Annotated in this window: 16 protein-coding genes; 11 read left to right on the forward strand and 5 right to left on the reverse strand. The window is 49.6% G+C overall.

The genetic code is table 11. The annotated features are described in order from the left end of the window. Positions 1–3,470: malectin domain-containing carbohydrate-binding protein (locus B036_RS28360; protein WP_211217375.1), on the reverse strand; the 3,470-nt coding region annotated here is incomplete at its 3' end. A 1,087-nt stretch (positions 3,471–4,557) separates the two neighbouring features. Between B036_RS28360 and B036_RS0106760 the strand changes: the two genes are divergently transcribed. The 5 genes from B036_RS0106760 (at position 4,558) to B036_RS0106780 (ending at position 13,681) form a co-directional block, all read left to right on the forward strand. Further along, positions 4,558–7,113: a TonB-dependent receptor domain-containing protein gene (locus tag B036_RS0106760; protein WP_020567936.1), complete on the forward strand. Its 2,556-nt coding sequence runs from the start codon at positions 4,558–4,560 to the stop codon at positions 7,111–7,113. Positions 7,114–7,511: 398 nt separating this feature from the next. Further along, positions 7,512–9,200, forward strand: a complete 1,689-nt coding sequence (locus tag B036_RS0106765) for a PA14 domain-containing protein (protein WP_026231755.1) — start codon at positions 7,512–7,514, stop codon at positions 9,198–9,200. Between the two features lie 95 nt (positions 9,201–9,295). Continuing rightward, complete coding sequence (locus tag B036_RS0106770) at positions 9,296–11,209, forward strand: plastocyanin/azurin family copper-binding protein (RefSeq protein WP_020567939.1); 1,914 nt, start codon at positions 9,296–9,298, stop codon at positions 11,207–11,209. A gap of 330 nt (positions 11,210–11,539) precedes the next feature. After that, positions 11,540–12,130, forward strand: coding sequence for a Crp/Fnr family transcriptional regulator (locus tag B036_RS0106775; RefSeq protein ID WP_020567940.1), 591 nt, complete (start codon positions 11,540–11,542; stop codon positions 12,128–12,130). A 78-nt stretch (positions 12,131–12,208) separates the two neighbouring features. Continuing rightward, positions 12,209–13,681 (forward strand): nitrilase-related carbon-nitrogen hydrolase, encoded by a 1,473-nt coding sequence (locus B036_RS0106780; protein ID WP_026231756.1) that lies wholly within the window; start codon positions 12,209–12,211, stop codon positions 13,679–13,681. 171 nt (positions 13,682–13,852) lie between these two features. Here the strand turns inward: B036_RS0106780 and B036_RS0106785 are convergent, their stop codons facing one another. From B036_RS0106785 to B036_RS0106800, 4 genes are all read right to left on the reverse strand, one after another. Continuing rightward, positions 13,853–14,377 (reverse strand): GNAT family N-acetyltransferase, encoded by a 525-nt coding sequence (locus tag B036_RS0106785; RefSeq protein WP_020567942.1) that lies wholly within the window; start codon positions 14,375–14,377, stop codon positions 13,853–13,855. A gap of 34 nt (positions 14,378–14,411) precedes the next feature. Further along, entirely contained in the window at positions 14,412–15,179 is a 768-nt protein-coding gene (locus tag B036_RS0106790) for a hypothetical protein (protein ID WP_020567943.1), read from the reverse strand. A gap of 84 nt (positions 15,180–15,263) precedes the next feature. Next, positions 15,264–16,055, reverse strand: a complete 792-nt coding sequence (locus B036_RS28365; protein WP_020567944.1) for a hypothetical protein — start codon at positions 16,053–16,055, stop codon at positions 15,264–15,266. A gap of 37 nt (positions 16,056–16,092) precedes the next feature. Next, entirely contained in the window at positions 16,093–17,016 is a 924-nt protein-coding gene (locus tag B036_RS0106800) for a menaquinone biosynthesis family protein (RefSeq protein WP_020567945.1), read from the reverse strand. A 149-nt stretch (positions 17,017–17,165) separates the two neighbouring features. Between B036_RS0106800 and B036_RS0106805 the strand changes: the two genes are divergently transcribed. The 6 genes from B036_RS0106805 to B036_RS0106830 all read left to right on the forward strand — a co-directional run bounded on the left by B036_RS0106805 (position 17,166) and on the right by B036_RS0106830 (position 24,070). Next, positions 17,166–17,870 (forward strand): RluA family pseudouridine synthase, encoded by a 705-nt coding sequence (locus B036_RS0106805; RefSeq protein WP_020567946.1) that lies wholly within the window; start codon positions 17,166–17,168, stop codon positions 17,868–17,870. An 84-nt stretch (positions 17,871–17,954) separates the two neighbouring features. After that, entirely contained in the window at positions 17,955–19,097 is a 1,143-nt protein-coding gene (locus B036_RS0106810; protein WP_020567947.1) for an aminotransferase class I/II-fold pyridoxal phosphate-dependent enzyme, read from the forward strand. A gap of 85 nt (positions 19,098–19,182) precedes the next feature. Then, complete coding sequence (locus B036_RS28370; protein ID WP_020567948.1) at positions 19,183–20,319, forward strand: beta-ketoacyl synthase N-terminal-like domain-containing protein; 1,137 nt, start codon at positions 19,183–19,185, stop codon at positions 20,317–20,319. A gap of 102 nt (positions 20,320–20,421) precedes the next feature. Next, on the forward strand, positions 20,422–21,183 hold the full coding sequence (locus B036_RS0106820) for an ABC transporter ATP-binding protein (protein WP_020567949.1): 762 nt from the start codon (positions 20,422–20,424) through the stop codon (positions 21,181–21,183). Beyond that, positions 21,176–22,819 (forward strand): hypothetical protein, encoded by a 1,644-nt coding sequence (locus B036_RS0106825; protein WP_020567950.1) that lies wholly within the window; start codon positions 21,176–21,178, stop codon positions 22,817–22,819. The genes B036_RS0106820 and B036_RS0106825 overlap by 8 nt, the downstream gene beginning before the upstream one ends. 210 nt (positions 22,820–23,029) lie before the next feature. Then, a complete protein-coding gene (locus B036_RS0106830) occupies positions 23,030–24,070 on the forward strand; it encodes a hypothetical protein (RefSeq protein WP_020567951.1) in 1,041 nt (346 codons plus the stop codon). Positions 24,071–24,117 lie beyond the last annotated feature (47 nt).

The following is a 24,117-nucleotide window of genomic DNA, read 5'->3' on the forward strand; positions in this document are numbered from 1 at the left end:
GTAAAGGTTTTCGTACAAGTAGCGGACTGGTTACAAGCATCGGTCGCATTGTAGACGACCGTTACCGTGCCTCCTACACATACATCTGGTGCGGTATAACTGGCAGCGAAAGCACCAGATCCGGTACAACCATCTGAAGTGCTAAAGCCATTCAGGAAATCGGTAAAGGCCGTATTAACTACGCCTTGGGTCATGCACGCGGCTATGTTTACATCATCCGGACAGCTGACCGTCAGCGCCGGGGGGGTAACCTCAAAGTCCCGCGATTTCATAATCTTTCTTCCACAGGGTCCCGTGTAGGTCCAATTCTCGATGTAGCTACCTAAACAACCAGCGTTGGGGTCGAAAGTGACCGTCGAGTTAACAAATCCAGCGATCGCACATTCCTGCTGATCAGTTATATCCAGGATTTCAATGGCCTTAATGGCTGGGTTCTCAATAATTGTTTGGAAATCAATATCCAGATTGGCATCACCAGCATCATAGGTGTAAGCCAACATCAGGCCCGTTTTAAAACCAACAATTGCAAATTGATCAACATCCGCATAGCTGGCGGGAACAGCGCCTTCGATGGCAACTTCAAGTAGGCGGCTACCATTTGCGGCTGCTCCGTTGAAGATTTCCGCAAAGTAGAGGCGTACTTCGTACTTATTGCCCGCAGTAACGGGGAAGTCCCAAGACATGTCACCGTAGCGCTCGGTCTTGAATATATCTACCGGAGTTCCAGGAGGTAAAGAAGGATGACCGGTACTGTAAGTGCCTCCAGCAACACCGTATTGGCTACCCGAAGTTCGGTAAGGAGAAGGCGATCCATTAGTGTCGTTGTCCCAGCCAGCAACGCCCGAGCCACCCGCATTTACCCGGTACGCTACAGTTCCCATATTAAAGCCACCATTCGTGAAGTAGCAGGGGGTTGGTAAGGGAGCGTCGTCGTTGCAGGCCAGTGTTTCATCGCCAGGATTTTCCGTAAATACAGGGGGAGCTGCCGGAGCGGTCGTAAAGACTTGCTCACAGCTGCCTTCTAACATGCAGTCTCCCTCAACACTATAGGTTCGCGTAATCGTGTAACCATCGCAAAGGTTACCGTTTAATTCGTCCATGCTACTTATCGTAACTGCTGCATTGGGGTTGCAATTTCCCATAACACTACCACCGGCGGCCTGAAAGGCTGCAGCCGTAGTATATGGCGCCGGAGGGTTTTCCCCACAGGCCAGACTATTATCATCAGGTGGGCAGGTTACATCGAGTGATCCCGTCTCCTCCGTCCAGGTGTAGGTTATACTTACCGGCTGAGCATCATTAAGACACGCGTCGGTGTAGTTGGCCGTCCAGGTTTGGGTGCGGGCGCAGGGTAGGCCAGATGGGCCTGTGGTCATTGGCTGTACCGCTACATCCACGGCCAGGCAGTTATCGCTGGCCGTAAAGGTGGGGGTGGGAATCGTTGTCGGGTTACATCCCAGATCGCCGCCTATGTCCGTAGTGCTAATAATGGGTAATTCGGCATCAACAGCAACGCTAAACTCAACCGCAGTAGTGACGGGGGTAGTACAGTCGTCAGAATAGGTGTACTGTACGGTAGTGGTGCCACCACATCTGTCCGGGGCGGTATAAGCAGCCACGAACGCATCCATGGTGTTACAACCGCCGGTGACGGAGAATTCATCCAGGAAGTCCTGAAAAGCGTCATTAATGTCTGCTTGAACGAGGCATGACCCCAAAGACACCGGATCAGGACTGGTAACGGTAATCGGTGTATAGACGATGTTCAAGGTTTGTGTACAAGTCTCCGAATCCTCACCAGTATCAAAGGTGCCATTGGAGTTTTCGTCGATGAATACGGTATATTGACGGGTAGCGGTGCCAGTTTGGCAATAGTCGACGGCAGGGGTGGCTGACAACAACACTGCAGTGCCACAACCATCATCATTTACCAAGCCGCCTAGTGCCTCGAATTCTGCAATGGTAGTGGCCGCAGCAGGAATTTCGTTGATACAACTGTAGTTAATCGGATCGATCGGACAGGAAATCGATACCTCACAACAACCTGTAGGCGGATCCACTGTGAAGTCACAAGTGCTGGTGCAGTCCTTGTCATCCGTTACCGTTATCGTATAACTGCCAGCGGGTATATTATTGATGAATGGATTGGGTGCTCCAGCAGAATAATTGCCGGAAGCTAAAGTGGAATTGTCTCCATCATTTTTGATCTCGTAACTATAATCCGGATTTCCGTCATTGATCGAAAAGGTCATATTGCCCAGTACGTCACATGCTTCGTCATTAACGTTTTCAATTTGACAAACCGGACTGCTTCCTTCGATGGTTACTGTACACTCACCATCACGGAAGCAAGGGCTTACGGACTCTACATTGATAGTATATGTCCCATCAGGTAATCCAGTTACTATGTAAGGATTATCGTTTGTTATAATGGGCGTACCGTTATTTATCACAATCGTATAAGGAGCATTGGCATCGCTGGCAATGCCGATAGTGAGAGTTCCCTCACTTTCCCCTAGACAAGGGTTGGTGGAGGCACATTCAACAATCAATGGACAAAGGTTATTCGCGAAGTTTGCCAAACATTCCTGTAATGCGTCGAAATCAGGCTCAAGAGCAAAATCTGCCGTTGCTATTTGTGTTTCATCGCCAGTCCCGTTAGGATCGTAGGCGGCTCCTCCATTACCGAGGGTCTCAGATATATCATGAATGTTAGAAGCCGCAACATTGCCTACTCCGAGGATAAACATGTGAGAACCTTCCCCTTTGATCTTATTTGCGAGTTGAACCGCATTATAGATCTCTGCTTCCTGGGTTGAACCCCCAAATCCGCAAAAATCGTAGTTGCCTGGGTCAGAAGGACCATCGGCAGGGTCTTCAAGATAGGTTGTTGGATTGCCATCGGTGAAGAAAAGAACCAAGTCTGGTGCGGGTAAGTTGTCAACATTTGTCAATGCTGCTTGCCAGTTTGTTCCTCCGCGATTACTATTTCCATCAGGTGGGATAGTGTAGATTTGGTTGTTAAAAGGTCCTGCATTTGTCCCAGTACCGTCGAAGTAATTTTGCATGCCACCAACCAGGTCGCTAACTGGGGTATAGCTGTCGACTACGTACCTTGAAATGGAACCGAATTCTATAACGGCTGCCTGCGCATTTGTACAAGTTAACTCATTCAAGAAGGCCAATACGCCTGCTTTTACTTCCGCCTCGAATCCTTCAATGGAATTAGACTCATCGATAACGATCGCAATAGTAAGAGATGTCTGACAGTTTGCTATCAGATCGGGGTTGCTTGAGGTGCTGTAATTAGGGCAATTGTTGCAACTGCTGCCCACGTCATTGGGGCATGCAAGCTGAGCCGCTAAAGGCGAAGAAGCAATTAATAAAAAGCAAATCAGTGTGATGAACTGTCTTGCAGTTTGTCGAGCGGATACCCGTGAATGAGAGATGTTGTTGTTGTTGTTGTTCATGTGTATATAGTGTGAAATGCAAAAAAGGACTAGGTGTACTTGCCTGCCTACAGGACAGGAGTAGGAAATAAATTGAGTTTTTTTCAATAGTGTGTACCCTTAACCGAAGTTGTATTCGATTAATTAGTATATTAAACTATTTGATTTGTTGCCTCTGTATTGTGTGTTCGCACGAATATCAAACATGCCCTAACTGCCCGGTAAAGGGCAGGTATTCAGGGGCCATATCACTTCCCATAAAGGGGGTGATAAGGGACCACCTTGTAAAGCTCACGGAGCAAACATGAACGCAATGGACATTGAGGCTTTACCTCAACGGTTTACGTTGAAATGTTTGCGACCGCCAGGCTTAGTGGGCAATCGTCTTTGTAGCAGGATTAATGCTACCAAAACTATGTGAAGTAGGAATTCGTGTTGTTAATTTGGAACGACGGTATTCAATAAAAACAATAGGTGGAGATTATAATGTCCGTCTGATTCAATAGTGTTAGTAATAAAAAAGTCTCGTTAATTCACCCACAAGATACGGCGGAACTTGTTAATGCAACAAATTTTAGAAGAGAAAACCTTGTCTGACCTTCAGTTAGTTGAGAGGGGATTCAGACGCCAGGCTTATCGGTTCAGGGTTTCATGCCGGGGTTGATGTTAGCTATAGACCAACGGCTAATTAGGCCCCCGCTGAGGCATGGTTGATTCTTTGGGTGATTACCTCCGTTATTTGGGGGACTTGAAATTTCAGGCTTCAATTAGCTATGCGCAATAGTTACCTGATGATCGCGCTTGACGCTTCAGGTTTTGAGGGGGACAAGGCGCATATAAAACATGGCTCTTTGGCGTAAGGAAATCGTTTGACGGCCTCTATCAGGCCTCAAAACTACTATCAATGTGCTTGGTCGCTGCTCTTTGGCAAGTCCATTTGGTTGATTGAAGAGGTAGGGGCAAGGCTGAACTTACGACGATTACTTTGTCCTTGCCTGCCAGACGGTTGTATCGCATTAAGAGGAACTCTTTGGAAATAATGGCCTGTGAATAATCGGTTAGATTTCACGAAAGGTTTAGCCCTACATTCGCCAACAGAATTTCTCCCATGAATCATGAGCACTTACTCTTTGCGCTATTGTTGCAGCTTCTTTCGTTCAGTTGTTTCTGCCAGGCTACCTTTAACATTAGCGGGACGGTCATCGATCACGATTCTGGAGTTGGGGTCGAATTTGCCACGGTGAGTTTGTTAAATGCAATCGATTCAAATTTAATTACGGGCACGGTTGCAGGTACAAACGGTGCTTTTGAAATCAGCAAAATTTCTAAGGGGAAGTTGGTATTGCTGCAGGCCAGTTTTATTGGCTACGAGTCGGTGTATTCCGATGCCATACTGGTGGACCGCAATGCCTCCAACCTTACTTTGCACCTGCGCTCCGGCGCCCAAATCCTGCGGGAAATCGAAGTGACGGGTAAGAAGCTTACTGACATCCATAGACTGGATCGCCAGGAGTTCGACGCAGACCAGTTCACTAACGCCGCTGGTGCTTCCGCTGTCCAACTCATCGGGAACCTGCCCGCCGTCAGCGTTAATGGGCAAGGGGAAATAACGGTGCGGGGAGCCACAGGTTTTCTGCTCCTGATCGACGGTCGGCCGGTACAAACCGATCCAGCTGCCATGCTCGCCCAATTACCCGCCAACGCCATTGAAAAGGTGGAGATCATCACGACTCCCGGAGCGAAATATGACCCAGACGGCAAGGCTGGTATCCTCAACATTACCACCAAAAGCGGTAGTCTGCAAGGTTGGAGTGCTGCCGCCAATTTAAATCTTGGCTTGCCTGCCATTCGTGATTTCGACGCTGCTGAACCCCAACGCCGCTACGCCGCCGATTTTAGTGCAAATTACCGTACCGGAAAATTAGACATCGGCCTGGGGGCCGATTATCGCAGTGATGATACCGGCGGCCAACGGGACGGCTACGTCAACACCATTACTGACTTAAGATTGGAAGGTGCAACACTTACCGAATTTCCCAGCTTTGGCGAGCGTAGCCACGACCGGGAGAACTACTCCGGCCGCCTGTCGGTTAACTACGCACCAAGTAGCAATACTGCCCTGCGCGCCGGCTTGTTTGCCGGGAAACGAACAGTGCACCGGACGGCGGACATTCTGTACCGCGACCAAACGCGCTCCTTTTTGCCTTTTGGGGGCGTCGTCGGTGGTGGCGAACCTATTCCCGAAAGCTACTTCATGGCTTATCAGGAGCGCGGCAACGAACCCAATGAAGGCGTAATTGAGAACCAACGCACCTTTTTCAACGAAAACCTCCGCGTACGCCGGGGGGACTTCTTCATCGCAACGCTGGATTACGAAAGAAAGCTAAGCAGAGACCGGAAAATATCCGTCTCCGGACTCTACGAGCGCACCGTCCTTGGCGGTCCAACGGACAATACGGTACTTGATTTTCCGTCGCTGGCAGACACGCTACAGTACCAGTTCAACACGAATGACAATCCCCTGGACGGTTACCGTTTCAATGCGGACTACTCGGCCAAAATCGGCGAAGCGACCTGGGAGAATGGCTATCAGTTCCGCTACCTGAAGCACCCTGGAGAATTTCTTTACCTCGACCGTGATTTTGCCAACAACAGGTTCGTTACCAATCCGGAATTTACCAACGGCATACTCCTGCGACGGGATGTACACGCAGTCTACAGCCAAGTGAGCGGGGCTTCGAAGAAATTGCAGTATTCCGCCGGCCTGCGGCTGGAATATTTTGACCGTACCGTCCGGCTGAATCAACCCGACACCACTTACCGGCTCGACCGCCTGGGGCTGTACCCTTCGGCCAACCTGAAGTACCAACTAAGTGAAGGCCTGAGCGCCAAAGCTGGCTACAGCCGCCGGATTGACCGGACGACGACCTTCAAGATGACTCCTTTCCCCGAGCGGGAGCACAATGAAACCCTGGAGCAGGGTGATGCCGAATTGCTTCCGGAACTAACGGACCTGTTTGAAGTTGGCCTTGTCTCCAACTTTGGCGATAATTCCGCCTTCGCAACCGCTTACTACCGCCATACCCGGGACGTAATTAACCGCGTTAATACTATCTACAACGATACCATCCTTAACCGGATCTATACTAACGTGGGCAACGCAAATGCGCTGGGATTAGAGCTGGGGCTGACGGTTTTTCCCGTTGACGATTGGCGGATCTATCTGGGCGGTAACATTTTCAACTACCAGCTTAACGGAAGTTTATTTGGTGACGAAGTCACCACAAGTAATTGGGTGTACAGTATCAACACGGCTACGGACCTTAACCTTTTTAGTTTTGCGGACCTGCAGATAGGCGTCAACTACCTCTCCGAGCGCGTTACGGTGCAGGGCAGCGACGGGCGTTTTTTTAACCCTTATTTGAGTTTGCGCCGGGAGTTTCCGCAGCAACGACTGACCATCACTTTTCAGTGGCAAAACATAAGCCTTGGAATATGGGACAATAACCAGCAGAGAATTACGACCTCGAAGAGGGACTTCTATACGACCACTAATTACATTTATGAAACGGACATTCTTCGCCTTGGCGTAGGTTACCAATTTACGAAGTTGAAGAAGGACGTGAAGGTGCCAAAGAGCGAATTTGGGGATAAAGAGTTTTGAGATTGCCTCGAATCCTTCCACTAGTAGGTTGATTAAGAAATTTTGCGATTTATTCCGTACGGACATGGCTTGCCCCCGTCCGCACCGGCATCCTGAAAACGCTTTATTGGTTCGCTTAGCGAACGAAGAGAATGGCACTTTTCCACAGGGGCGGGGGCAAGCCCCGCCCCGCAGGTTTACCTTTATTTACGAAACTTTTGAATCAACCCACCAGGCGGAATAGCTAACTTATTCTGCACCTGCGGCCCCGCCACCTCCGAAGGAAGCAGCGAAGCTAAAAAGACTTTATGGCACACATTAAAACACTGGTGGTAGAACCAGTTTACCCCTAATTCGAGCTGCAATCCCGGTGGGAACTATCTTGCGCGCCACTTAGCAGACCATTAGACCCATATTTCATGCATCGCTACCTACCACTCCTACTTCTATTTGTCGCCTGTTCTTCGGACCCGCTTGCCTTGCACGAGGTTACTGTTTCTCAGGCGGTGGTGTCCGATGGATTATCGGAGGTCATTTTCGAAAATGACGGACCAATTAAGGGCGTCAAAGAGCTTCTCCCCGCTCATGAAGACCTCAATTTGAAGCTTTCTTTTCGCGCGGACGCAGGTGCAAAAGCAGACCTGATGGTGCAGGGTAAGTACACCATAGAATTACCCTCCCTGGCCGTTGCCGGCGCAGAACCCAGAATTGCCCCGGCCACCAGCCCCGGCGTCTGGCAGGATCTGGAGATTGTCTTCATCAGCGCTAAAGACGATAAGCCAGCCATTTTTCCGGCAGTTTACCTCAACGGCACCCTCGTCTATTATCAAACGCCGTTGGAGGCCGTAGCAGGAGCTTCCACTGGTCCTCTTACCCTGAACGTCAAAAGTGGTAATGTAGAGTTGACCGACCTGCGGCAGTCCGATCAGGGCGGAAAAGGGTCAGTAATAAATGCTGATGGAAAGGTCGAACTCAATATGCCACTGATGGAATATGAGTTATACGAATTACCCACAGGCACCGTCGAGGTGACCAACTGGGGCCAGCTGACACCCAAGAAAACAGGCTATATTAATCGTTTTGATCTACATGCCATTCGGGAGACCGGCTCCATGTATGCCATTCGCTTTTTCGGCACATTGGATATTCCTCAAGCCGGAGAATACAGTTTTACTTCTTCCAGCCCGGCTTCTACCCAGGTGTATGTCGACGGACAAAAGATCATCGATCAATCAGGCAGACATCCATTTATTCATACGGAAGGATTCATCGAATTAAGCAAAGGTCCGCACGAGGTTCGCGTTGATTATTTCCAAAACGGTGGCTGGCATAAATTCGATTTGGCCTATAAAACACCTGACGGCAACTCTGGATTTCTGAACACCATGGAAGAGAAAAAAACCATCGCCACCGCCGGCGCTACTAATCCTCAGGTATTGGAGACCGACGATTATCCCTACCTGCTTCGCAGTTTCCTTTACTTTCCTTCGCCCAAAGTTTACGACATCGCCACCAAACGTACTCACGTGATCAGCGTTGGAGAAGCAGATGGGCCTCATTATTCACTTGACTTGCAAAACGGTGCCCTGCTCCAGGCCTGGCGCGGTGGCTTTGCCGATACCTACGAGATGTGGGTTGGCCGCGGGGAGCCGCAGGTGATGCGCCCGCTGGGCCCGATCATCCCATTCGACGGAACGCCGCAATGGGCAGATATTAAGGGAGACGACGACCCATGGCCAATGGAATTGGCAGCGTCGGATGATTTTAGTCATTCTCAGCATAGCCTGGACGAAGCCGGACGACCGACTTTCATCTATACGATGGGGCAGCATTCGTTAGGGGATAAACTCACACCTACTGAAACGGGGCTGATTCGTGAATTGACCCATAATGTTGGCGGTAACGGGACTATTTTTACTAAGGTCGCCTCAGCGCGCCAGATCGAAGAGACGGCCCCAGGGGAGTATCAACTTCGTGGCCCTGGCCTGAAACTTACCATCCAGAGCTACGATGGGAATCGGCTGGTGCTGCAGCACGCTAACGGCAATGACCGCCTTCTGGCCGAGCTGCCGGCCAAAGGGCACCTTACTTATCTGATGGAGTGGTAGTCGAGGTGTCAGGTTATCAAGTTGTCAGGTTGTCGAGTTACCAGGTTATTGAGTTATCAGGTTGTCTTCATGGCGGCCCACAAAAAAATAGAATCATGAGATTTTTGCCCTTATTCGTCTTCTTTTGTGTCTGTTGCAGCCTCTTTGCTCAGCAGGAATCCGATTACTATGTCCTTACGAAAGTCAACATCCCCGAGGCGATAAAGCTAGAAGTTGGCGGGATGGACTTTATGCCCGACGGTCGACTGGCCGTTTGTACCCGCCGGGGGGAAGTCTGGCTGATCGGTGATATGGCGGAGAATGAGCCAACCTACCAACTCTTTGCCCGGGGACTTCATGAGCCGCTTGGCTTAGCGGTAAAGGACGGTGCGATCTACGTTTCCCAGCGTGGAGAGGTTACCAAACTTGAAGACACGAATAATGATGACCGGGCAGATGTCTTCGTAACCGTGTATGAGCTTCCCCTTACCGGCAATTACCACGAATACCACTACGGTCCACTTTTTCGCCCCGATGGTTCCATGCTTTCTACCCTTAACGTAGGTTGGGAAGGTGGTGGCGTCAGCCGGGTGCCCTGGCGCGGTTGGATGATGCGGTACGATAATGAAGAAAATAAGTTGGTGCCTTATGCCGCTGGCCTTCGTTCCCCGGCAGGTTTCGGTACGAACATCGAAGGAGACGTTTTCGTCGCCGAAAACCAGGGGGACTGGATCGGTTCGGGGCGAATCACTCACCTGGAGGAAGGAGACTTCGCCGGGCACAAAGCCAGCCTGAACTGGGCCGATCAACCGGGCTCCAAAGTGACGGTACGGCCTGATGACATCAACGATGATTACAAAACCATGTACGCTGCCAGGGCCAAAGTACCTGGAGTTAAATTACCGGCCGTTTGGTTCCCGCACGGTATTCTGGGGATCTCTACGGCGGCGATTATCGCTGATCGTACAGAGGGAGGTTTCGGTCCGTTTGCCGGACAGTTGTTCGTCTCCGATCAGGGGCAAAGCAAGATTATGCGCGTAGCGATGGAGAAGGTAGATGGCGAGTACCAGGGCGCGGTCTTTCCTTTTCGCGAAGGTTTCTCCTCTGGACTTCTGCGGCTGAATTTCGACAAGAACAACGTAATGTATGCCGGGCAAACTGCCCGGGGCTGGTCTGCAACCGGTGGTGAACAGTTTGCGCTGGAAGGGTTGGAATGGACGGGTGACGTACCGTTTGAGATGAACCGGATTAAAGCAACTGAGGAAGGGTTCGACGTGGAATTCACCCTGCCGGTCAATCCGGTGTCGGTAAAGGCTTCTGCTTTTACGATTCAAAACTTCACTTATATCTATCACCACAACTACGGGAGTCCGGTGGTGGACATCGAAGACAATAAGATCACCTCCGCCACGGTATTGCCCGACGGTAAGACGGTACGGTTGGTACTGGATAAGTTGCGTCCGGGATACATCTATGAGGTGAAGTTGAAGGGACCCCGTGCAGCTGATGGAACGAACTTACTGCACGATTTTGGCTACTACACCCTGAATGCGATTCCGGGGGGCGCGGCCGCAGGTGCAGTGGAAGCCGGAGGTGCAGTCGCCGCCGAAAAAACGGCCGCAAAGCGGCCAACGACCATGCCTCCTTCCTGGAACGGAAAGGTCGACGAGGAGCTCCTGCTGGAGACCGAACACGGGATGAAGTTTAAGCAAACCTTTATTACAGTAAAGGCCGGGCAGAACGTCCGGCTTACCTTCCGTAATCCGGATGATATGCAGCACAATTTCGTTTTGACTTCCGGCAAAAAAGGCGACGTCGTCGGAAAAGCTGCCGATGGGCTCGGCCTGAAGGGGCTGGCATCGGGATATATTCCGGAGATCGACGAAGTTTTGGTTCACACCGGCCTCATTGAACCGGAGGAATCTGATGTGATCTATTTTACGACGCCGTCTAAGCCTGGATTGTACGAGTTCGTATGTACGGTGCCGGGGCATTATATGTCTATGCGGGGGGTGTTGCAGGTGGAGTAGGGGAGGTGAAATACTTTGAATTTTATAGCAACCTGTACTTCTACGGAAGCTGAGAGACAGCCGATGATTTGCCACTTGATTACCTGGAATGAGTTGCGTGATTGCCCAATATTTTCAATATCACGCAACTTCTTTAGGATTGTACCTTAGTGATATTTACAATTACGCAAGTCTTTCTCTATCCAACGGCTCGGTTTTATTGTCTTTTGCGTAGATTTGGTGCGTAGGTAAGTGGTAATTACGCAATGCGGTTTTGACTGTGTTGGAGTGAAAGTCTTTGCTGCGCTCCGACTTCCACTCCAACGAAGTTGCACGCAATAAAGGATAATCATGAATTTCGAACAGATTAAAGAAACCTTAAGGCTCATAATTAACAAGGTATCACCTGTCTCTGAGGGGTCGTTAGATCTGGTGAATGACTTGATTGTAATCGAAGTTTATGAAAAAGGAGATGTTTTTATCGATAGAGGAAAAAGAAATAACAAGGAATACTTCGTTTACGAAGGTATTTGCCGAAGCTTTTTGCTAAGCCCGGAAGGTGAAGAAATAACCATATCTTATTTTCTTGAAGGCAGTGTTCTCTCTCCGAATAAAACAAGAACGGCTAATCAAATATCTCATCTCAACTTTCAAGCGCTTACAAAGCTAACAGTTGCCAGTTTGAACGCTGACAAGTTTGAGCAATTAATGATAAATCACATTGATATACGCGAGTTTGGGAACATGGTTTTACAAAATGAGCTCCTTGCAAAAGTTGAAAAAGAGATAGGCCTTGCTTCCTTGAATGCTAAAGAAAGGCTCATTCTTTTTAGAGAAAAATACCACTTTTTGGAAAATATAATCTCACATGTTGACATTGCCTCGTATCTGGGAATTACAAATGTTACCCTAAGCAGACTTCGTAAAGGACTCATGGAATAAATGCGATCCTTTAACAAATGTTAATGGATTTGGAATCAGTATCATCAATCTTTGTAGTGAAATTAAAAACAAAGAGAGATGAAAAATTTGTCAAGCACCCTCACACAAGGATTTAGTGTAAATAAAATTAGTCCACTATGGTATCTCGCAATTGGAGTAATTACCATGACTCTAACTCACATGACCTTTAGTATTGAAGTCATGGCTTGGGTTTCAAGCGTTCCATTTTTAATATACCTAAGTCTCACACAAGGCTGGAAGTCAAGATTAACCTTTTTTCTTGCTTTGGTTTTGGCTTGGACTTTGGTGGTAGCAAAGATAATTAGCGATCCAATTCCACTAATGCTGGTCTTCCTTTACTCGATTCCAATTAGTTTATTTCACTTACCTGCTTACTTGTTCTGGAGTAAATTTAAGAATCAAAAATACGCACTATTTCTGTTTCCTGTTATCATGATCATTATGGAGTGGATTCAATACACCTTTACACCTCTGGCCAGTTGGGGAGTAGCTGCATATACCATGCATGATAATGTATCACTAATTCAAACAGTATCCTTATTTGGAATGGCTGGACTAAGCTTTCTGATTTATTGGGTTAATGTCTCAATTGCAAATATCATAATCAAAAGAAAAATCTCCATTTCAACATTTCATTTCCCGTTAATTTTGTTGTTCCTTTTAATTGTTTTTGGCTCCATCCGTTATGACATGAGCAAAGCTACCGGAATCGAAACGGTAACTGTTGCTGCTGTTGGAACAGACTCAGAGGTAAGTGGTTTACCATTGCCATCCAAGGAAAGTAATGAACAGACTAAAACAGCATTATTTAATCGAACAAGAACTGCAGCAGACGGTGGTGCTAAAATTATAGCATGGAACGAAGCTGCCATATTCATAATGCCTGAAGATGAGAATGAATGGATTAACTCCATCAAGGAACTAGCCATTGAACTTAATATCACTTTGGTGGCAGCTTATGTGACACCGTTTTCCCAAACTCCCTTTAGGTATGAGAACAAGTACCAATTTGTCGATTCGTCAGGAAACATTACGCATTCATACCTCAAGCATCAACCCGTACCAGGCGAACCGGCCGTACAGGGAAAATTGCCTTTAAAAGTGGTGGATATAGCAGGAACAAGTATAGGGGCTGCAATTTGTTATGATTATGATTTTCCATATCTGGCAAAAGGGTATGGAAAATTAGGAGCAGATATGGTTATAGTTCCCTCAAGTGATTGGAGAGGCATTGACCCTCTGCATACGGAAATGGCTGCGTTTAGAGCAGTTGAGCAGGGTCACTCTGTACTGCGTTCAACGCGTTTCGGGCTTTCCGCAGCAATCACACCATACGGTGAAATGGTTTCACAAATGAGCAGTTTTGATGAAAATGACAAAATCATGTATGCACAAATGTCTGCTAAAGGTGTTACTACACTTTACTCCATTATACAAGATAGTTTTGTTTACCTGTCTATAGGGTTTTTACTGTTTTTCATGGTAATTACAGTTCGATCAAATAGTAGAAAACCGACTATCCAATTATAAAAAACTAATAGAGTTGGGAAATTTTGTGAAGTAGATTGTTAATTTTCAAATTGGATTTTGTAGGCGTGAGCATTTATACATAAATAATCCAAAAGCGTACAACAATACCTAGGACGTCAATGCCTCCTTCGTCGATCAACTGAATTTACTGTACACACTTCCCCAACCAACCTACCCCCGCTCAACCCGATAAACAACACAAGCCTCAATCTCCGGATACTCCCCCAACTCAGGATGCATAAAGGTGCAGAACCGTTCCATACCGATCTTCTCCATGACGCGTTGGGACGCAAGATTGACCAGCGGTGTTTCAGCATAGATTTCAGTGAGGCCAAGCTTCTTGAATCCGAATTCAAGGCAAGCCTTGGCACCTTCCGGCGCAAGCCCTTTTCCCCAGGTGTCAGGATGCAACCGCCAACCGATCTCTACACACGGAGCAAAGTTTACGTCTTTGTCGAGGTAAGACAGACCGATAAAGCCAATAACTTCGCCCGTAGCCCTAAGCTCTGCGGCAAAGAAACAATACCCACGTTCCTGCTGCTGCAACTGCTGGCGACCAATAAAGGCCTCGACGTGTGCTTCATCTTGCGTTCCTGGAAAGTACTGCATGACGCGTTCGTCACCGCTCACGGCGGCCATGGCAGCCAGGTCGGTTTTGCGCCAGGGGCGCAGGAGGAGGCGGGGAGTGGTGATCATCGCGTTTTCAGGTTGTCGGGTTATCTAATTGTTCTCAATTGATCAACCAAACGAAGAATAATGTCAGGCACGCAAAGAAAGCAAATAGTAATCCGATGGGGAGCTGAACTACCCGGATGGCTATTCCCAGTATTTTGTCAACGATGCCTTGAAAGCCAGTGACGCCGGCCAGATACATGGGTAGGATCTTACCTTCGCCTCCGGCATCTGTGGCGGCGTTTGCAAGGTTGGTTTGGTCGAACCTGAATAAGTTGGTGAGCGTCCGTAATACACGTTGCACCAAACGCGATACCAGTCCGCCGATGAAAGGCACTCTGTTACCGATCACGTCTCCGGTAACCGGTATGGTAATGATGTGCATGGTGCCCAGGAACAGCAATTGAAGTACTTCCTTGCGGTTCGCCGCGTCGGTGGTAGTGTTTAGTGCATCTACGTCTTGGACGATCCCCTTAAGGATGTCCATCGAATAGGTCATGATGGACCTGATGTCATTTCTGAAGCGAACGGTCAGGTAGAAGAGCCCCGCAAAAAGACCAGTGATCAGGAAAAAAACTAAGCCTAAAACTGCGTAAAGCAGGTATTGCACGTGCACTAAGTCTATGATGAAATAGCCGGCGATGTATAGCACAAAGGCAAGGAGGACTGGTCGGACGGTCCAGGAAATTACGTAAATTGGAAAGACTAGCAGGCTCGAGATCTGCTCTACGACTTCTTCATTGCGGTATTTACCAATGTCTACGCCTAGCTCGGTTTTTATCTTTAGGTTCAGGGCTTCTACGTCGGACTGGGAACGGATTTTCATGGGGGTGTCTTGTGGCAAGGTCTTTGGCAAATTTACAGCCAGCCGCTTACTGTTTAGTTCCATATTGGTGAGACGAGAGAATTCTTACCGTTTATCTCCGATTAATTTCTCAAGCAACTCACAAACATTTTCTTTCCGGTATGACATTTGAGCACCGGTCGCGCTACTTGTTATCCCCGCAAAATAGAGGTGTTCTTTTCTTCCTGCATAATGTTTGAGCACGGGTTCAAGCACTTCCAGCGGGGTGTTCTGGTCAAGGTAAACAAGTACCCTAAGTTTAGGCCGATCAGCTTCACGGACTTTGACTTCACGTTGGAGATCAAAAAGAAAAAACCGGGAGGTGTTTTCTGGATTGACGATGATGTCTCCCAAGGCGACCTGGATGCCACCAGGGTAAACTGATGAGAACTCTTCTTTGAGCGGGCCAACTGTTATATCGTGTACTAAGGCCAAAGGGCCGATGTCGGGAAGCCCATCCTTAAACACAGGTAATTCTATGGCAAACCTGGATTCCAGGAAAAGGTCATCGGGTGGGGAGCAAGAAGGCTTTCTTGTAAGTACGCCCAGTAGCACCTTCTCTCGGCGATCAAAAACTTCAATCTTGTTTCTGGAGATGATCCGGTACATCCAGTCTCCCATTATACACTCTCCGCCCCAATACATCGTCTGGCCCTTTTGGTCGAGAGAACCTAAGTGTCCTTCCCATCTTGGGCTTTGATCATTGTAGGTGAATGTTGTATCCGATATGAAATCTACGTTCTGTACGTATGAATGGCCTTTGTCCACAGGGTGATAGTGCCAGTGCCCCGTCAAGCTGTTCTTGGATTCACAGCCGACTAAAGTGATAACCAGAACGGTGAATGAGAATAAGCGCATGGAAGTAGGATGCTTATTTGCAAGAGAAAAGATGTACTTACGCTACAAAAATATCCTCCATCCCTGCAGGAATCACCCCCCGCTCCCGCCCCTGGGCCAGAAAACCGTTGACCGCCGCGCGGCCCTCCGGGCCGAGGTCCAGTGAGTAGTCGTTGACGTAAAGGTCGATGTGTTTGCGGCGTACTTCCGGGTCCATCTCCTGGGCGTGCGTGGCCACGTAGTCGGCCGAAGCTTCGGGGTTATCGAAGGCGTACTGCACTGATCGGGCCAGGACACGGTCAAAGGTTCGTTGCACCTCCGGCGGAAGTGATCGTTTGATGACGATGCCACCAAGGGGGATGGCGAATCCGGTGTTGCCCTCCCAGAATTCTCCGAGATCCATGAGCTTATGCAGCCCGCGCTCGTGGTAGGTGAACCGATTTTCATGAATCAGCAGCCCGGCCGTGAACTCGCCAGAAAGCACCCGGGCTTCGATGTCGGAGAAAAGTACTTCCTGCTTATTAGCCAGTTCCGGAAAGGCAAGCCCCAGCAGGTAATTGGCCGTGGTGAACTTTCCTGGAATGGCAACTGAATTAATCCCCGACCCGGACCTCGAAGCGTCCCGCAGGGACCTTTGAGCGTCCACCGCCCCTTGCTCCTTCACCGCCTCCCCTTGCACCTGCGTCCCCGCCAGATAACCTTCCGCCAACGCCCGGTCAGCCGTCACCAGCAAAGGCCCCACACCGCGCCCCAGCGCGCTGCCGGCATTCAGCAAGGCGTAGGTCCCGGTCAGATGACCGAAAGCATGGTAGCTCAGCTTAGTCGCATCCAATTCGCCGGCAAAGGCCAGTCGGTTGAGTTCCTCCACGTCCCCTAAGCGGACGTTAAATTCAAGTCCTTCCGTATCGATCCGGCCATGGACCATGGCGTCGAAAATAAAGGTGTCGTTGGGGCAGGGGGAGTAACCAAGGGTAAGACGCATAGCTGAGGAGGGCCTGAGCCCGTTTAGTGTAAAACTATGCCAGCATGTTTCTGGTTTAAGCTACCGGAAAATAACCGACCTTTGCGGTAAAATACGGGTTGGATAAACGGACCAATAGTCCAAAGGCCAACAGACCAAATAACTAAGCCATGCACCTACAGGTCCTTTTCGAAGACAACCACCTCATCGCCGTCAACAAGCCAGCTGGCCTCCTTAGTCAGGGAGACAGCACCGGTGATACTACGGTGATGGATTGGACGAAAAACTACATCAAACTACGTTATAATAAACCCGGTGATGTGTATCTCGGTGCCATCCATCGCCTCGATCGTCCGGTGTCTGGTGTCATCCTTTTTGCCCGGACCAGTAAGGCACTCACTAGGATGAATGACCTTTTTCGGGACCGAAAAGTTAGCAAGACTTATTGGGCCATCGTTACGGATCAGCCCGACCCGATTGAAGGATCCTTGAAAGGTTTCATCTATAAGGATAAGGACAAAAACCGTAGTAAAGTCTTACCTAAGGCTGACTCAAACCGATACCAGGGCGCTAAGTTGGCAAAGCTCGATTACCGCCTGTTGGGTAGGGTAGGGACCAACGTTTTGCTCGAGGTGAAACCGGAAACTGGCCGTCCGCACCAAATTCGGGTCCAACTGGCAGACCAGCTGAAAACGCCAATTCGAGGCGATCTCAAATACGGCTCCCGCCTGCGTAACGAGGACGGAAACATCAATTTGCACAGCCGGACCCTTGAGTTCCTGCACCCCGTAAAAAAGGAACCCGTAAAGATCGAAGCACCAATTCCCGAAATCGACCAGCTCTGGCAACTGTTTGCTGAGATGACGGATTGGTAGACAGGTTGCAGGTAGACAGGTTGCAGGTTGCAGGTTGCAAGTTGCAAGTTGCAACCACCAGCAATAGGAACGAAGTGATCCAAAATGGCTGATTTTATAAATAATCGACTAGACAAAATCCGGGAAACCGGGAACTACCGTAAACTTGCTGGCACGGTGGAAGGGATAGATTTTTGGTCAAATGATTATTTAGGCTTGGCGCGGCCGCAGGTACAAAGTAAGGTGGTCAAGGGGCAAGGAGAAATGGCCAGCCCGGGACCCACCGGTTCGCGGTCTATTTCTGGTGATGCGGATGACTACCATGCGATTGAGCAGAAGATCGCCGATTACCACGGTTTTAGTTCAGCCCTGGTCTTCAACTCCGGCTACACCGCCAACCTCGGCCTGCTTTCTTCCTTGTTGAAGCGCAACGACGTCATATTGTATGACGAATTGATTCACGCCAGCTGTCGGGATGGTATTCGCTTAGGTTTAGCTAAAGCTTTTCGTTTTTCGCATAACAATCTGGAAAATAGTTTATTAAGTAATCTGGGCAAAGTTTCGGGTGAAGGCCAACTATTTGTGCTTACCGAAGGCAGGTTCAGCATGGACGGTGACCTGGCGCCATTAATTGAGATAGCGGGCCTTTGCGAAATACATGGTGCTCACCTGATCGTCGACGAAGCTCACTCCGGAGGAGTTGATGGTCCGTATGGTGCAGGATTGGTCGCTCGATTTGGTTTGCAGGATCGTGTATTTGCCTCAATAATCACCTACGGCAAAGCTTTTGGCGCACATGGCGCTGCGGTGTTGGGTGATAAAGCTCTGAAGGAATACCTGGCCAATACCTGTCGTCCTTTCATTTATACGACTGGCCCGGCCCCGGCGCAATGGCTGGCGATTTCAGGGGCTTACGCCAGGCTACAGGCAGACCATGAAGCCCTGTCAGCCTTGCTTGGTAAGCGTATCCAACAATTCAATTCTGAAATGGAGGCCGCCGGATTAAGCGGCCTGCTCACCGGCGTTGAAGGACCGATTCAGGTCATCAGCGTCCCCGGAAACCAGGCCGTTATGGCTGCGGAGACGGCCTGCCGGGAGGCAGGCTTACTGGTAAAGGGCATTCGTTCCCCTACCGTTGCTGCTGGCAGCGAGCGGTTACGGATTTGCTTGCATGCGTTTAATACGGAGGTGGAGGTAGAGCGGTTGGTGACAACGTTGAAACAAGTGCTGCTGCAAAGACAGGATTAGGTTATGGGCCTACTGTTCTGGATCGTGATAAATGGATATGGAGGTCAGGAACCTATATCTGTAAGAATCCTACCTTTGCGCCCCCATGAACATAACCATCCAAGGACAGGGCGCTATTTCCGCCGCTGGCAGCACAGCTGCCGCAGCCTGGCAGCGCTACGTTTTGGGTGAACCATGTTGGGAGCAAAATACTGAAACCGGACACCCCGTTTACCGCATAGATGCGCTCCCCGTGAACCCGCAAGTGAACGCTTTTAGCGCAAAGAATCAACCAGATCGTTCAGCACTTCTGGCTTTGTACGCCGCGGATGAGGCCGTAAAACAAGCCGGTTGGGAAGGGAAAGACTTCGCCATTCTGGTGGGGTGTTCCCGTGGACCAACGCAAAGCTGGGAGGAAGGCTTTAGCCACTTTTCCGAGACGGGGGCTTCCGAAGTGCGTACCTCCCCAAAAACTACGTTGGGCAGTATCGGCTTTGCCCTTGCCGACTATTTCAGCACCGAAGCACTGGCTTCCAGCCTGAGTGTAACCTGTAGCTCGGGGATGCACGCCATCCTCCACGGCATCGCCTTGCTGCAGTCCGGGATGGCCGAACGCGTGCTGGTGGGTGGGGCAGAAGCGCCACTGACGACCTTTACCCTCCGGCAATTAGAGGCTCTCAGGATCGTCGCGCCGGTACCCGAAGTGTCCGCACACGCCTGCCGGCCAATGGACCAACCCGCAAGCGGTATGGTCATAGGCGAAGGAGCAGCCTTTCTGGCCCTTTCTCTGGCTGATCCGGCAAGGGACGCCGGTAAGCCTCACCTCACCGCTCTGGCACACGCCCGCGAAAAGCACACTTCTCCAACGGGCATCAGCCCAACCGGAGAAGGGCTACAGAAGACCATGCGCGCCGCCATTGCTCAAGCCTGTTGGCCAGACCTGATCATCGCCCACGCCCCCGGTACTAAAAGGGGGGATGCGGCCGAATTAACAGCGATTCAAGCTCTCTGCTCGGATGCTGGAAAAACGCCGTTTATTACTTCCTTCAAATGGGCAACGGGACATACGTTTGGCGCAAGTGGGCCACTGGCGATCAGCGCTGCTCTTGGTATTCTTGAGCATCGTGCTTGTCCTCCTATCCCTTATGCTTCTGATTGCTTTCCTACCCGGACCATCGAACGTATCCTGATAAACGCGACTGGTTTCGGAGGAAACGTGGTGAGCCTGATGGTTGGCAGGTAGGCAGAGTGCCTGCTCGTCGAGATTTTGTCCTTGTTCGTCTGCCAGAGCCCGAAATGTTAATCTGAATTCCTAGATTAGCAGCCATAAATCACCCTACACCCTATGTCGATAATACGCATTAAGAACCTGAGAAAATCCTACGGAAATAACGCCGTATTGAAGGGAATCGATTTGGAAGTTGCCGCCGGCCAGATCATCGGATACATCGGTCCTAATGGAGCGGGGAAATCCACCACCATAAGAATTTTGGCGGGGCTGGACAGCCAATTTGAAGGAGACGTAGAAGTTTTGGGCTACAACGTAAAAGACAATCCGCTGGAGGTGAAACGCCGTATTGGCTACATACCGGAGGCGGCTGAAATCTATGAGGTCCTTACCCCTACGGAGTTTTACGAGTTGGTCGGTGGCTTGCAGGATTTGCCGTGGGAAATAACCTTAAAGCGGGCCCGCCGCCTGGAAGATTACCTCCAACTCAAATATACCGATGATCAGCGCATCGATACTTTTAGTAAAGGTATGAAGCAAAAGGTTTTACTGATCTCCGGCTTGTTGCATGACCCGGAGTTGATCTTTTTGGACGAACCACTGGCCGGCCTGGACGCCAACTCCGTTATCCGGGTGAAGGAATTACTTCAACAGCTGACCGAACGCGGGAAGACCATTTTCTACAGCTCCCACATCATGGAAGTTGTGGAGAAAATCAGCGATCGGATCATTTTGCTAAACAACGGCACTATTGCCGCAAACGGTACTTTTGCGGAGATCAACGCCCAGGCCCACAGCGGTAGCCTCGAAAACTTATTCTCTGAACTGACCGGTGGTGGTACTGCTGCCTTGGACTTTGACTTCACCGCCGATGAATAAGCTCTTCCTTTGGCTGGTGGGCCTCCTTAACCCATTCTGGCGCAAGTTTGGTGCCGACCCTAAAGCCATCAAGCTAATCCTTGCGGCCAAGCTTAAAATGGACGACCGTTCCGGCTTAGCTATGGGTGGCCAACGACAGCAGAAAAAGAAAGGGATGGAGTACCTCACCTATTTCTTCGTGGGGCTCTTTGGCTTGTTTCTTGTATTCCTGTTCAGCGTAGTTGAGGATACCGCGAGCGCTGTAGGACTTGGTTTCTGCATTTGGGTGTGCTACATCGGACTGATGCTGATCACTGAAATGAGCGAAAACCTTTTCGATCAGCGGGATCTCTACGTATTGTTGAGTCGGCCGATCAACGATTATACCCTGAGTATTTCCCGCATTCTCCACATCACCGTTTTTGCCAGCAAGTTTGGTCTTTGTCTGGGCTTGCCATCTTTCGTTTATCTGGGGGTTACGGAAGGGCCATGGTCGGCCATTGCTTATTTTCTGGTCAGTGTGGTGGCGATCGTAATAATTATGACTGGCACCTTGGTTTTCTACCTTGTCCTACTGCGGAAAGTACCGGCCAACCGGCTAAAGAAAATCGTCGGTTATTTTCAGATTATTGCTGCTTTTGTCTTTTTTACAGCCTATCAACTACCAAGCTTACTGGGAGACCTTGACGCAATTGAAGGCTTTATCTTAGTGGATACCGCCGTAGGCTTTTCATTTCCCGGTCTGTGGCTGGGAGGACTTTTTAAGGCGGTAACGACCACTTCGTTAGGTTGGATGGCCTACGCTCAGGCCGCGCTGGCCTTGTTGGCGGCAGGCTTCGGTAGCTGGTTTTACCTAAAGCAAAGTGCTGGCTATTCCGAGCGCCTGCTATCACTTAAGCATGCAGGTTCCGTTGATGCTCATGAAGAGATAACCGCAACCCGTAAACCTGGGGGCAGATCGCCGGTTCGGGACCGTCTGGCAAGATGGTTTACCCGGCCCAATCAGGAACGCGTTTCCTTCAACTTTCACTGGAATGTGATGATGCGCGACATGAGCTTTAAACAGCGGACGTACCCAACGCTGGTTTACCTGCCGGTTATTCTGGCCATTACCGTTTTCCGGGATGTTATTACGGGGGAAGAAGACTTTTCCGTTGGGTCCGGTACTATGCTGATGATCTTATACTTCCTGATGTGGATCGTAATTATCCCGCTTGGACAAACGAAAATAAGCGAAAACTATCGGGCTGCCTGGATATTCGATGCGACACCAAATGCGTACCCTTTCCGAATCGTATACGGTCAGGTACTCGCGGTCATCGGTATGTTCTACCTTCCAATGGCAGTGCTGGTGTACACCTCTGTTTTTGCTCTTCAAGGTCTTGACTTTTTGCCAGATATTGCGTTGGCGAGTGGAGGCACATTGCTATTTTCTTTTCTGTACAATCTGGTGGACAAAGGCCATCCTTTCTCAAGAGCTAAGGACGACTCCAAATTCTCGAATTTTGGTCCTTTCTTGTTGATCAGCTTCCTGGGAGGTATGTTGTCTGTAGGACACTGGGCCTTGCGGTCTCTGCCCTATGTGATACCGGTGGCAGCCGTGGTGGTCTGGATACTGTTGCTCGCATGGGTTATGGTGCTAAGGCGCAAATCGTAACCTTTTTTGGCGGGGCCGCAGGTGCATAGATAGGGTACACTTATCAGGAAACTTTGGCTTGTTCAAGCCTGAAATTGGACACGCTCTAAGCATTGCCAGGCATCTGGGTTCTGCAGTTTTTTGGAGGTTTCATCCTCAACCCTTAATTTACCTGACAATCCGCCTTGATTTAGCAGGTGGAGTTTTCCTGACCTTTTAAACCCAGTTTTTGTGAAAACCTTTTCCTTATTAACCCTACTAGCTCTTTTTGTCGGGCTTTCGTCCTGCCTTCCAGAGGCATCGCTTACGCTCGCCCCCGAAATACCCGAAATCGTCGAAACTCCCACCGTTGAGACCAACTTTCAGGTAAATGGAAATTCGTTACAAATCGACCATGGCTACCTGTTTACGTTATCCGAAGATGTAGTGGGGCGTAGACAGCATCATCTTGTCCTGGCTAACCGTGACGTCCGGGAGGACGGTGCCTTTTCCGGATCAAGTGAAGCTATCACGATCACGATTGCGACGGAGGATACTGGAGATCTCAGCGGCGAGTACGTCTTGGAAGGGTCTGCTGATGATGAAAGCGTCGCTTCGGCAGGCCGTTATTATCAGCGTCTTCGCTTTAACCAGACGACAAATTATGAGCAGGGGTACTTTAATGAGGGCTCCGTATTGATCAGTCGCCAGGGAGAAGAGTATATTATTTCCTTATTCCTATCCACTTCATTTGGTGGTACAGAGTTGAAGGGTACCTTCCAGGGTATACTGCCAGAAATTGACCTGACCGAATCTGAGCCAGTCGATGAAACGCTTTTGCAAGGACCCAATAACCTGAAATATGGTGAAAGTGAAGTGGAACTGAACCATGCTTACCTGGTCCAGCGTACTAACATTTCTTCTGGCCCACGTCAATATCGGCTGTACCTCTCGGAGAACGAAATTGCTCCTGATGCGGCCACGCTCACCGGTCGTAGCGACCTTATTTTCTTCTACGTGAGTGAGGGAGCAATCAGCGAAGGCGGGCAGTTTACCCTGGCGACGAGTGAATACGATTATTTAAGCAAATTCCGCAAGCAGGTAGATACCGGCTACTACTGTAAGAACATGGATTTTACCAGGAACACGGCAGATGAGGACGTTCCGGTGCCCAAAGGTCAGCTGACGATCAAAGACGAAGACGGAGAAATCGTCGTTGCCTTTTCTGCGGAAACCAATGCCGGAACTACTACATCCGGCCTTTACCGGGGCACAATGATTCGGATCGATTAGGCTGCCAGAAGATGATATGACGGATTGAAAGGAGGGAGTCCTCTTTC

The organism is Neolewinella persica DSM 23188, from assembly GCF_000373105.1.
GTDB lineage: Bacteria > Bacteroidota > Bacteroidia > Chitinophagales > Saprospiraceae > Neolewinella > Neolewinella persica.